This is a genomic window from Geodermatophilus maliterrae (assembly GCF_041018925.1).
Taxonomy (GTDB): domain Bacteria; phylum Actinomycetota; class Actinomycetes; order Mycobacteriales; family Geodermatophilaceae; genus Geodermatophilus; species Geodermatophilus maliterrae.
In genome coordinates this window covers 1-11648 of sequence record NZ_JBFNXQ010000133.1, presented here as the reverse complement: position 1 = coordinate 11648, position 11648 = coordinate 1, and the positions used below count along the sequence as shown (strand labels likewise).

Annotated in this window: 12 protein-coding genes; 5 read left to right on the top strand and 7 right to left on the bottom strand. The window is 75.6% G+C overall.

Features of this window, described 5'->3' with window-relative positions; genetic code table 11:
- Nucleotides 1-8: 8 nt before the first annotated feature.
- Together ABQ292_RS24395 and ABQ292_RS24390 are read right to left on the bottom strand one after the other, a co-directional pair.
- Nucleotides 9-671: a DUF2461 domain-containing protein gene (locus ABQ292_RS24395; RefSeq protein ID WP_369210301.1), complete on the bottom strand. Its 663-nt coding sequence runs from the start codon at nt 669-671 to the stop codon at nt 9-11.
- Nucleotides 668-1252, bottom strand: a complete 585-nt coding sequence (locus ABQ292_RS24390; protein ID WP_369210300.1) for a GNAT family N-acetyltransferase — start codon at nt 1250-1252, stop codon at nt 668-670. Before ABQ292_RS24390 ends, ABQ292_RS24395 begins: the two co-directional genes overlap by 4 nt.
- Nucleotides 1253-1316: 64 nt before the next feature.
- Here ABQ292_RS24390 and ABQ292_RS24385 point away from each other — a divergent pair, with 64 nt between their 5' ends.
- Genes ABQ292_RS24385 through ABQ292_RS24365 form a run of 5 tightly spaced genes read left to right on the top strand, consistent with a single transcriptional unit; the run spans nt 1317 to nt 6527 of the window.
- Nucleotides 1317-2549, top strand: coding sequence for a winged helix-turn-helix domain-containing protein (locus ABQ292_RS24385; protein WP_369210299.1), 1233 nt, complete (start codon nt 1317-1319; stop codon nt 2547-2549).
- An 11-nt stretch (nt 2550-2560) separates the two neighbouring features.
- Nucleotides 2561-3376, top strand: a complete 816-nt coding sequence (locus ABQ292_RS24380) for a thymidylate synthase (protein WP_369210298.1) — start codon at nt 2561-2563, stop codon at nt 3374-3376.
- Entirely contained in the window at nt 3373-3897 is a 525-nt protein-coding gene (locus ABQ292_RS24375; protein WP_369210297.1) for a dihydrofolate reductase, read from the top strand. The genes ABQ292_RS24380 and ABQ292_RS24375 overlap by 4 nt, the downstream gene beginning before the upstream one ends.
- Nucleotides 3898-3907: 10 nt before the next feature.
- Nucleotides 3908-4804, top strand: a complete 897-nt coding sequence (dapA, locus tag ABQ292_RS24370) for a 4-hydroxy-tetrahydrodipicolinate synthase (protein ID WP_369210296.1) — start codon at nt 3908-3910, stop codon at nt 4802-4804.
- 10 nt (nt 4805-4814) lie between these two features.
- Nucleotides 4815-6527: a ribonuclease J gene (locus ABQ292_RS24365; protein WP_369210295.1), complete on the top strand. Its 1713-nt coding sequence runs from the start codon at nt 4815-4817 to the stop codon at nt 6525-6527.
- 111 nt (nt 6528-6638) lie between these two features.
- Here ABQ292_RS24365 and ABQ292_RS24360 read toward each other — a convergent pair whose 3' ends face one another.
- From ABQ292_RS24360 to ABQ292_RS24340, 5 genes are all read right to left on the bottom strand, one after another.
- A complete protein-coding gene (locus ABQ292_RS24360) occupies nt 6639-7265 on the bottom strand; it encodes a class F sortase (RefSeq protein WP_369210294.1) in 627 nt (208 codons plus the stop codon).
- A 2-nt stretch (nt 7266-7267) separates the two neighbouring features.
- The gene (locus ABQ292_RS24355; protein ID WP_369210293.1) at nt 7268-7981 is read right to left on the bottom strand and encodes a CHRD domain-containing protein; all 714 of its coding nucleotides are present in this window, start codon (nt 7979-7981) and stop codon (nt 7268-7270) included.
- Between the two features lie 271 nt (nt 7982-8252).
- A complete protein-coding gene (locus ABQ292_RS24350; protein ID WP_369210292.1) occupies nt 8253-8924 on the bottom strand; it encodes an anti-sigma factor family protein in 672 nt (223 codons plus the stop codon).
- A complete protein-coding gene (locus ABQ292_RS24345) occupies nt 8921-9454 on the bottom strand; it encodes a sigma-70 family RNA polymerase sigma factor (protein WP_369210291.1) in 534 nt (177 codons plus the stop codon). Before ABQ292_RS24345 ends, ABQ292_RS24350 begins: the two co-directional genes overlap by 4 nt.
- A gap of 71 nt (nt 9455-9525) precedes the next feature.
- On the bottom strand, nt 9526-11469 hold the full coding sequence (locus tag ABQ292_RS24340) for a prolyl oligopeptidase family serine peptidase (protein ID WP_369210290.1): 1944 nt from the start codon (nt 11467-11469) through the stop codon (nt 9526-9528).
- Nucleotides 11470-11648: the final 179 nt, after the last annotated feature.

Genomic DNA, 11648 nt, shown 5'->3' with positions numbered 1-11648 from the left:
AGGTCGACCTAGTGGCGGCGGTTCTCCTTGGTGGTGGCACCGACGTTGTCCGCCAGCCAGGCGTTGAGCGCCGACACGTCCCGCCAGGCCGTGCGCACGTGGTCGAGGGCCTCCTGCCGGTGCAGCCAGTCGGCGAAGGGGAAGAGCCGGCCGGCGTGCAGCGACCGGTGACGCAGCAGGTCCGCCCGGCCGTCGTCGACGTCGTAGCCCTTGGGGACCCGGGTGAGGCGGTCCCCGTCGATCTCCCAGTTCCCACCCGCCAACCGGTCCACCTCCGCCCGTAGCCGTGGGCCCTGCACGTCGTCGGCCACCGCGCGCCGGTACCGGTCCACCTGGTCGGTCTCCAGACGCCACGCACCGCCCCCCACGCGCAACCCCTCGGCGGACACCTGCACGTACCAGGCGCCCGCGCCGCGGCCCTCCGGGTTCACCACCGCACCCTGGTGCGTCTTGTACGGCGTCTTGTCGTTGCTGAAGCGCACGTCCCGGTAGGGACGGAACAGCTTCGCGGTCCCGAACTCCGACTCCAGCTCGTCGACCAGGGCCTGCATCGGTGCGCGCACGCAGGCCTCGTACACCGCGCGGTGCCGGGTCCAGTAGGTCTTCGAGTTGTCGGCCTCCAGGCCCTCGTAGAACACCAGCCCCTCGTCGGGGAAGCCCTCGAACGTCATGCGTCCCCTCCCAGCAGCGTGTGCCACCGCACCTCGCGCAGGGGCGTCCCGGCGGCGTCGAGGGTGCGGACCCAGCCGTCGGGCGCCCATCCGGCGGACTCGAGGAAGCCCGCGGTCACCGCGTCGCGCTCGGCGACCCACGCCTGCAGGCGCGCCGCCCCGGTCCCGGCCGCCAGGTCGGCCACCGCGGCCAGCAGCCGGCTGCCGTGCCCGCGCCGTCCCCACCGCGGCTCCACCAGCAGGGCCACCAGCTCCGTGCTCGGGCCCTCGGGGTGCGGCTCCTCGCCCGCGCCGAGCTCCGGCGGCCCGTAGGCGGCGAAGCCGACCACCTGGGTGCCGTCGAGGGCCACCAGGACGCCGTGCGCCGGTGTGGGGGGAGCGGTCACCGCCGCCGTCCACGCCGCCTCAGCGGCCTCCGCGTCCCAGCCGTCGAGCACCGCCTCGGGCAGCACGCCGCGGAAGGCGGCCTGCCAGGTCGTGCCCTGCACCCGGGCGACCTCGGCGGCGTCCGCGGGCACCGCCGGGCGCACCGACACCTCCGCGGTGCCGGTCAGGCGCGGGAAGGAGGGCCGGGGATCCACGCGGGCAGCCTAGGCGGGTGCGCACCGGCGGCGGACCGTCACCGGCGCACGGCAGGATCGACCCGTGGCCGCCCCTGCCGTCGACCGGCTCCCCGCAGCGCTGGCCCGGCGCATCGCGCTGGCCGCCCAGGGCCTCGCCGACCCGCGGCCGACAGGCGTCGTCGACAGCCGGCAGCTGCGCCGGGTGACCGACCGGGTGGCCGTCGTCCAGATCGACTCGGTCAACGTGCTCTCCCGCTCGCACTACCTGCCGGCGTTCAGCCGGCTCGGCGCCTACCGGCGGCCGGTGCTCGACGCCTTCACCGCCCGCCGGTCGGAGGTGTTCGAGTACTGGGCGCACGAGGCGTCCTACCTGCCGGTGCGGCTGCACCCCTGCCTGCGCTGGCGCATGGCCGCGGCGGAGGAGCACGCCTGGGGCTCGATGGTGCGCATCCAGCGCGAGCGTCCCGGCTACGTCGCCGAGGTCCTCGACCGCGTCCGCGAGACCGGGCCGACGAAGGCCAGCGACCTCGCCGAGCCGCGCCCCGACCGGCCCGGGACCATGTGGAACTGGCACGCCGGCAAGGTCGCCCTCGAGTGGCTGTTCTACACCGGCGTGCTCACCGCCCGGGCGCGGACGACGTCCTTCGAGCGGGTCTACGACCTCACCGAGCGGGTGCTGCCGGCCGCCGTCCTGCAGACGCCCACCCCCGAGCCGGCCGACGCCGTCCGCGAGCTGGTGCGCACCGCCGCCCGGGCGCTGGGCGTGGCCACCGAGCGCGACCTGCGCGACTACTTCCGCCTCCGGCCGGGACCGGCCCGCGCGGCGATCGCCGAGCTCGCCGACGCCGGTGAGCTGCTGCCGGTCGAGGTCACCGGCTGGGGCGCGCCCGCCTGGCTCGACCCGGCCGCGCGCCGGCCGCGGTGGGTGCGCGCCCGCGCCCTGCTCTCGCCGTTCGACTCCCTGGTGTGGGAGCGGCCGCGGGTCGAGCGCCTCTTCGGCTTCCGCTACCGGCTGGAGATCTACACGCCGGCCGCACAGCGGGTGCACGGCTACTACGTGCTGCCGTTCCTGCTCGGCGACCGGCTGGTGGCCCGGGTGGACCTCAAGTCCGACCGGCAGGCCGGCGTGCTGCGCGCCCAGGCCACCCACGCCGAGGACGGCGTCGACCGGGCCGAGGTGGCCGAGGCGCTCGCCGCCGAGCTGCGGCTCATGGCCGGGTGGCTGGAGCTCGACGACGTCGCCGTCGCCGAGCGGGGCGACCTCGCGGCCGACCTCACCCGCGCGCTGACCGCCTCGCCGGCCGACGTCGCCTAGGCTCGGCGGCCGTGGGCAGCACCAGCGGACCGGTCGACACGCAGTACGAGGACCTCCTCCGGCGCATCCTCGAGCGGGGGACGCCGAAGTCCGACCGGACCGGCACTGGCACGGTGAGCCTGTTCGGCGAGCGGCTGCGCTACGACCTCTCCGAGCGGTTCCCGCTGGTCACCACGAAGAAGGTGCACTTCCGGTCGGTCGCCGTCGAGCTGCTGTGGTTCCTGCGTGGCGACGGCAACACGCGCTGGCTCCGCGACAACGGCGTCACCATCTGGGACGAGTGGGCCGACGAGAACGGTGACCTCGGCCCGGTCTACGGCGTCCAGTGGCGGTCGTGGCCCACCCCGGACGGCGGCACGGTCGACCAGATCGCCGGCGTCCTGGACACCCTGCGCGCCGACCCCGACTCGCGGCGCATGGTCGTCTCGGCCTGGAACGTCGCGGCGCTGCCGGACATGGCGCTGGCGCCGTGCCACGCGCTGTTCCAGTTCGCCGTCCACGACGGGCGGCTGTCCTGCCAGCTCTACCAGCGCAGCGCCGACATGTTCCTCGGCGTGCCGTTCAACATCGCCGGCTACGCCCTGCTCACCCGCATGGTCGCCGCCCAGGCCGGGCTGCTGCCCGGGGAGTTCATCTGGGTGGGTGGCGACTGCCACGTCTACAGCAACCACGTCGAGCAGGTGCGCGAGCAGCTCTCCCGCGACGTGCGGCCCTTCCCCTTCCTCGACCTGGCGCCGGCGCCCTCGCTGTTCGACTACTCCTTCGAGCACTTCTCCTTGCGCGAGTACGACCCGCACCCGGCGATCCCCGCCGCCGTCGCGGTGTGACGGTCGCCTGCATCTGGGCGCAGGCCCACGACCGGGTCATCGGCGCCGGCGGCCGGCTGCCCTGGCACCTGCCCGAGGACCTGCGGCTGTTCAAGCGGCTGACCACCGGCGGCACCGTGGTCATGGGCCGGCGCACCTGGGAGTCGCTGCCGGAGCGCAGCCGCCCGCTGCCCGGCCGGGTCAACGTCGTCCTCACCGCCGACCCGTCCTGGTCCGCCGACGGCGCGCAGCGCGCCGGCTCGGCCGGCGAGGTGCTGGTGTCCCACCCCGACTGCTGGGTGATCGGCGGGGCGGCGGTGTACGCGGCGTTCCTGCCGCACGCCCACCGGCTCGTCGTCACCGACGTCGACCTGGCCGTCGACGGCGACACCCGCGCCCCCGTCCTGGACGCCGGGTGGCGGCGGATCACCCGCACGCCCGAGGACGGGTGGGCGACCTCGACGACCGGGCTGGCCTACGCCGTCTCGGAGTACCTGCGCGCCTCCGCTGCCGGGCCGGTCGTCACCGGATCCGGTCGGTAGATTCAGCCGCATGACCACCGACCCCACCCGGCCGTTCGGGCGCGTGCTCACGGCGATGGTGACGCCCTTCGCCGAGGACGGCTCGATCGACCTCGCGGGGGCCCAGGCGCTGGCCGCACACCTGGTCGACCGGCAGGCCCACGACGGCCTGGTGGTGCTCGGCACGACCGGCGAGGCGCCGACGCTCAGCGACGGCGAACAGCACGCGGTCCTGGAGGCGGTGCTCGACGCGGTCGGGGACCGTGCGGTCGTCGTCGCCGGGGTCGGCACGAACGACACCGCGCACACCATCGACAACGCCCGGCGGGCCGAGCGGCTGGGCGCGCACGGGCTGCTCGTCGTGACCCCGTACTACAACAAGCCGCCGCAGGCCGGGCTGCTGCGGCACTTCACCTCCGTCGCCGACGCCACCGACCTGCCGGTGATGCTCTACGACATCCCGCCGCGCTCCGTCGTGCCGATCGAGGTCGAGACGCTGGTCCGCGCCGCCGAGCACCCGCGGATCGTCGCGGTCAAGGACGCCAAGGGCGACTTCGGCGCTCTGGCCTGGACGCTGGCCAGCACCGACCTCGCCTACTACTGCGGTGAGGACATGCTCAACCTGCCGATGCTGGCCCTCGGTGCGGTCGGCGTGGTGAGCGTGGCCGGACACCTCGTCGGCCCCCGGCTGGCCGAGCTGATCGCCGCGGTCGAGTCCGGCGACCTGGCCAAGGCGCGCGAGGTCAACGAGAGCCTGCTGCCCGTCTACACCGGCATCTTCCGCACCCAGGGCGTCATCATGGCGAAGGCGGCGCTGCGCGAGCTCGGCCTGCCCGCCGGCCCCGTGCGCCCGCCGCTGGTCGACGCCACCCCCGAGCAGATCGCGCAGCTGCGCGCCGACCTCACCGACGGAGGCATCCACCTGTGAGCACCGCTCCATGACCGTCAGTTCCGCTGGACAGGCCAGCCAGCCCCACCTGGACCTCGAGCACCCGCCGCCGCTGCCGGCCGGCGGCCTGCGGGTCATCGCCCTCGGCGGGCTGGGCGAGATCGGCCGCAACATGGCCGTCCTCGAGTTCGACGGCAAGCTGCTGGTCATCGACTGCGGCGTGCTCTTCCCCGAGGCCGAGCAGCCCGGCGTCGACCTGATCCTCCCGGACTTCGGCGTCATCGAGCACCGCCTCGACGACGTCGCCGCCGTCGTCCTCACCCACGGGCACGAGGACCACATCGGCGCGATCCCCTACCTGCTGCGGCTGCGCGGCGACATACCGCTGGTCGGCTCCCGGTTCACCCTCGCGCTGGTCAAGGCCAAGCTGCGCGAGCACCGGCTGGACCCGGTGCTGGTCGAGGTGGCCGCCGGCGACGACCACGTGGCCGGGCCGTTCCACTGCGAGTTCATCTCGGTCAACCACTCGATCCCCGACGCGCTGGCCGTCGCGGTGCACACCCCGGCCGGGGTCCTGGTGCACACCGGCGACTTCAAGATGGACCAGCTGCCGCTCGACGGCGTCCTCACCGACCTCGGCGCGTTCGCCCGGCTCGGTCTCGAGGGCATCGACCTGCTGATGGCCGACTCCACCAACGCGGAGATCCCCGGCTTCGTCGTCCCGGAGCGGGCGATCGGCCCGGTGCTCGAGGACGTGTTCCGCCGCGCCACGCAGCGGCTCATCGTCTCCAGCTTCGCCAGCCACGTGCACCGCATCCAGCAGGTCCTCGACGCCGCCGACGTCCACGGCCGCAAGGTCGCCCTCGTGGGGCGCTCGATGGTGCGCAACATGGGCGTCGCCCGCGACCTCGGCCTGCTGCGCGTCGCGCCCGGCCTCATGGTCGCCCTCGACGAGGCGACGTCGATGCCGCCCGAGCAGGTGGTGCTGGTCAGCACCGGGTCGCAGGGCGAGCCGCTGTCGGCCCTGGGCCGGATGGCGCGCGGCGAGCACCACCAGGTGACCATCGAGGCCGGCGACACCATCGTGCTGGCCTCCTCGCTCGTGCCCGGGAACGAGACCGCCGTCTACAAGGTCATCAACGGCCTGGCGCGGCTGGGCGCGACGGTCGTGCACAAGGAGACGGCGATGGTGCACGTCTCCGGGCACGCCCCCGCCGGGGAGCTGCGCACGCTGCTCAACGTGGCCAAGCCGCGCTACCTCATGCCCGTGCACGGCGAGTGGCGCCACCTGCGGGCGCACGCCGCGCTGGCCGAGCAGACCGGCATGGCCGCCGACCGGGTGCTGCTGGCCGAGGACGGCGTCGTGGTGGACCTCGTCGACGGCAAGGCCTCGATCACCGGGTCGGTGCCGGTGGGCAACGTCTACGTCGACGGGCTCAACGTCGGCGACGTCGGCGAGGAGTCGCTGCAGGAGCGGCGGATCCTCGGCGACGAGGGCTTCGTCACGCTCACCGTCGTCGTCGAGCCCTCCACCGGCACGATCGTGCGGCCGGTGCACCTGTCCACCCGCGGCTTCTCCGACGACCCCAGCGCCTTCGACGAGGTGCTGCGGCTGGTCGAGGACAACCTCAAGCGAGAGCTCTCCGACGGGCAGAGCGACGCCCACCGGCTCTCCCAGGTGATCCGCCGGACGGTCGGCAAGTGGGTCTCGGACACCCACCGCCGGCGCCCCATGATCATCCCGACCGTGCTCGAGGTCTGAAGAAGGACCACCCTTCCCCCCACGCCTCGCACGCTCGGCACGGGACCCTGAAGGGCGGCCGTTCCAGTACGTCACCAGGCTGGCGGCGGCGCCCCGGAGAGGCCGCCGGTGTCAGGGTGCGGTGCGGACGGCGGTGACCACGAGGTTGTCGACGTAGCTGCGGGCGCCACGGTCGAACTCGCCCGTGCAGGTCACCAGCCGGAGCACGTCGTCAGCGGTGGCCCCGAAGACGGCTGCGGTGGGGAACTCGTCCTTGGGGAACTGCTCGGTACCGACGACCTCGTAACGCGCCACCGCCCCGTCGGCGACGGTCACCTCGACGACGTCCCCGGGGCCGAGGTCGCGCAGGTCGTGGAAGACGGCGGGACCGGCGGCGGAGTCGACGTGCCCGAGCAGGACGGTCGGCCCGCGCGCCCCGGGCCGGCCTCCGCCGGTGAACCAGCCGACCCGGTCGAAGTCGGCGGGCACCTCGGCGGTGCCGTCGGCGCCCACACCCAGCTCGAGGAGCTCGTCCGTCACCCCGATCGCGGGCACCGAGACCGCGACCGGCTCGGGCACGGTGACCGGGTCGACGACGACCGGCCCACCCGACGCCGGGGCTGCCGACGGCGGGACCGGGGTGGACGGGCCCGCCGCGGTGGGCGCAGGGGGCGCCCCGGACCCGGCAGCGCCCGAGGCGGCGCAGCCGGCGAGCAGCACCGCCGTCACCGCCAGCGTCAGCGCGGGTCCGGGGCGCATCCTCAGCCGCCGGTCGTGGTGCGCCGGCGCAGCGCCACCGCGCCGGCCGCGACCAGCGCAGCGAGTCCGGCCACCGGGAGCAGTGCCGTCCCGCCCGCGGTGTCCTCCGCCGTGCCGCCGGCACCGGTCTCCACGCCCCCGGTCGGGATCGGGGTCAGCTGACCGCGCACGGCGCCGGCCGGTGAGGCGGCGGTGTGGGTGTCGGTGAAGAAGGACGACGGGTCGGCCTCGATCTGGGCGAGGGTGAAGCCGGCACCGGTGTCGGCCCCGTCGGCCACCACGCCGGTGGTGAACGGCCCCTGCAGGCAGCCGCTGCTCACCAGCCGACCCGAGCCGTCGTCCTCGGGGTTCGGGAAGGCGAGCCGCGGCGGCCCGGCCTGCCCGGCGGCGGCCTGGTGGACGTGGGTGGCCGTCTTCGCCGGGCTCTGGAAGGGCGGCGTGACCCCGGAGAGGCTGATGTCGTAGCAGATGATCTCCAGGTCGGAGTTGATCCGGTACGTGAAGGTCCCCGACGCACCCGGCGTGCCCGGGGTGGGGACGCCGTCGCTGTTGATGACCGCGTCGGGCGTCGCCATCGCCGTGAAGGCGCTGGTGAAGGTGGACGGCTCGGCCACCTCCGTCTCGGCGGAGGCACCGCCTGCGCCCGCCAGGACCGCGGCCCCGGCGAATCCGGTGACGACAGCGGTGCGGGCCAGGGACGAGTGGAGTCGGGACACGGGGTGCTCCTCGGTGCGGTGACGGTGGTCACCAGGAGGTACGGGGCCGGGCCGCCGGGCGTTCAGCCCGGCCAGTGCTGCGACCGCGTCCGCGCCCGGCCCGTCCCCTCGCCCGGCCGCTGCTGAGAAAGACGTGCCCGGGTGGTGAACGGGACGCGGCGCACAGCCGTACTCCCCTCCGTGCGGCGTCCGGCAGGCGGGCATCGCCGACCGCGACCCGCACGGGGGCGCCGACCACGGGGCGGCGCCCCCGCTGCGCGTCCGGGACCGGTCAGAACTCCGAGCGGGCCACCACGTCACCCTCGGCGTCGACCACCTCGAAGGCGACGGCGTCGGCCCGCAGCACCGAGGAGTTGAGGTTGCAGCGCATCGGCTGCGGGCCCACCCCGAGGAACTCCCCGGCCGGCACCTCACGCCCGTCGTCGGCGGTGACCGCCACCCGGTACACCTCCCCGGCGTCGAAGCCGGTGCCGGTGAGCCGCACCTCGACGCCCCACGTGTGCGGCACCAGGTCGGCGCGGGCCTCGACGTCGGACGCCACGGCCTGCACGGCCACCGGCTCGAGCGGCACCGGGTCGGGCACCGGGCGCGCGACCCAGCCGACCACGGCGCCGGCCGCGGCGACCCCGGCCACGGCGGCACCCAGGGCGACCCGGTGGCGCACCGCCGTCCTGCGGCGCAGCGGCACGACCCGGCGCTCCTCCGCGGCGATGCGGGCGAGCACCGCCTCGCCCAGGCCCGGTGGGGGAGTGGGGGTCTCGTCGAGCGCGTCGGGGTCGACGGCGGACAGCCGCCGTCCGAGCGGCACCAGCTCGGCCAGCTCGGCCCGGCAGGAGGCGCAGCCGTCGAGGTGCGCGCGGACCCGGTCGCGCTCGGGCGGGTCGAGGTGGCCCAGCGCGAAGGCGCCCAGCAGCTCCCGGAGCTCCCGGTGCTCGTCCCTCACGGCTCGACCCCCATCTCATCGAGGGCCAGGCGCAGTGCCTTGAGCCCGTAGAACACCCGGCTGCGCAGCGTCCCGACCGGGACGCCGAGCTCGGTGGCCACCTCCGCGTACGGCCGGCCGCGCAGGTGCGTCTGCACGATCGCGGCACGGTGCTCCTCGCTGATCCGGCGCAGCGCCTCCTCCACCACCCAGGCGTCCACCAGTCCCTCGTCGGCGGCGGCCGCCGCCGGCGCCTCGAGGTCGCCGCCGTCGGTGAGCTGCTGCTGCCACGGCCGGACGGCGAAGCGGCGGGCCTCGTCGACGACCACGTTGCGGGCGATGGCGAACAGCCACGTGCGCAGGCTGGCCAGCTGGGGATCGTAGGAGCCCGACGCCCGCCAGGCCCGCAGGAACACCTCCTGGACGACGTCCTGCGCGGCGCCGCCGTCCCCGAGCTGGCGCAGCGCGAAGCGGTACAGCTCCGGACCGTGCGCGGCGTAGGCCGCCCGCACGTCCAGCGGTGCCGCCGGCACCGGTGTGTGCCGTCCCATGCGCGCCCTCCCGGGCCTCGGGTTCCCTGTCACGGAGGGGTACGGACGCCGGGCCCCTGCCGTTCAGCGGCTCAGCGCACGACCTCGATCGGCGCGATGCCCTCCTCCGCGGGCAGGTCGAATCCCCACACCTGCGCGTAGAACGACAGCTCGCCGTCCAGGGCGGCGCGGATGTTCCCCGCCTTGCGGAAGCCGTGCTGCTCGCCGGCGAACAGCAGGTAGGCGTGCGGCACGTGCTTCTCGCGCAGGGCCGCCACCAGGACCTCGGCCTGTGCCGGCGGGACGACGCGGTCCTCGTCCCCCTGGAAGACCGCCAGCGGGGTGTCCAGCGCGTCGACGTGCGTGATGGGGGAGCGCTCGGCGTAGACGTCCGCGCCCTCGGGCCACGGGGCGACCAGCCCGTCGAGGTAGCGGGACTCGAACTTGTGCGTGTCGGCGGCCAGCGCGGCCAGGTCGGCGACGCCGAAGTGGCTGGCGCCGGCGGTGAAGACGCCCGGCCGCCGGGTGAGTGCGGCCAGCGTGGTGAACCCGCCGGCCGAGCCGCCGCGGATCGCCATCCGCGCGGGATCCACGCGTCCCGCGTCGGCCAGGTACCGCGCGCAGGCGACGACGTCGTCGAGGTCGACCACGCCCCACCTGCCCTGCAGTGCGTCGCGGTAGCGGCGGCCGTACCCGGTGGAGCCGCGGTGGTCGACGTGCGCGACGCAGAAGCCACGCGAGGTGAAGTACTGGATCTCGACGTCCAGTGTCCGCGGATGGGCCGACGTCGGGCCGCCGTGGACCATCACGACCAGCGGCGGCAGGTCCCCTTCGGGCGCGGTCACCTCCGGTGCCGTGGGCGGGTAGACCGCCGCGTGCGCGAACGGGATGCCGGTGCCGAGGTCCTCGGTCGGGAAGGTCACCGGCTCCGGGACCGAGATCCACGAGGGGTCCAGGCCCAGGTCGCGGGCCGGGCGCAGCACCTCGGCGGTGCCGTCGCCGACGTCCACCCGCAGGACGACCGGCTCGGTCGTGGGACCCGCGGCCGCGCAGACGACGGCGCCGTCCTGGGTCCGCACCTGGGCGAGCGCGGTGTACGGGAGGCCGACCTCGCGCACGTCGCCGTCGGGGGACAGGACGGCGAGGCGGTCGGCGCCGTCCCGGGGGAGCGCGAGCGCCACCCGGCCGTCCCCGAGCGGCGTGCACCGGCTGGCGGCGAAGCGCCACTGCGGCTGGGCGAGGTCGGCGCCGGCGTCGAGCACGAGCTCGGGCGTGCCGCCGGGCCGCCGGCGCCACAGCGCCCACACGTCGGTGCGGTCGCAGCAGAAGAGCAGCGCGCCGTCGGCGTCCCAGGTCGGCTGCACCACGGACTCGCCCGGTCCGCCGGCGACCACGGTCTCGGTGCCGTCGGCGGCGCGGACCACCAGCTGCGCGGCGTCCCAGGGCATCGCCGGGTGGTCCCACTGCAGCCACGCCAGCTGCCCGTCCGGGCCGGGACGCGGGTCGGACACGAAGTCCGGGCCGGTCACCAGCACCTCGGCGGTCCCGTCGGGGGCGATCCGCACCACCTCGTTGCGCACGTCGGCGGCCGCGCCGCTCGCGCTGTGCGTCTCCCGGACGGCGAGCAGGCCGCCGTCGCCGGTGGACGTCAGGTCGGCGTACCGGACCCCGGCCGGCAGCTCCGGCTCCGGGGTGACGGCGACCGGCCCGGCGTCGCCCGGACCGAGCCGGTACAGCCGCTGGTCGGGGAAGTGGGCGAACCAGACGGTGCCGCCGGCCGCCGTCCACGCGCCGCCGCCGTACTCGTGGACCCGCGTGCGGGCGTCCCACGGGGAGGGGAGGACGTCGGTGACCGTGCCGTCGGCCGACCGGCGCACCAGTGTGGTGCGCCCGCCCTCGGCCGGGCGTGACTCCGCCCACCAGACGTCCGGGCCGTCGACGGCGACCTCACCCAGCCGGGCGGCGGCGCGGACGACGAGCGCGGAGGTCACGGGGGTGGGCCAGCTGCCGTACGGGAGGGGTGCTGCGGTCGGCATGCGCCCGACCGTAGGGCCAGGACACGACGCTGCGCCTGCCTGGGAGACGGCTGGGCGACGGCTACCGTCGACGCATGCCTGCCCGCACCACGCCCTCGCGCCGGCCGGCCGGCTCGGCCCCGAAGGGCCGGTCCGGGTCGACGGCCGCGGGGAAGCGGCCGGCCCCGCGCACCCCCGCC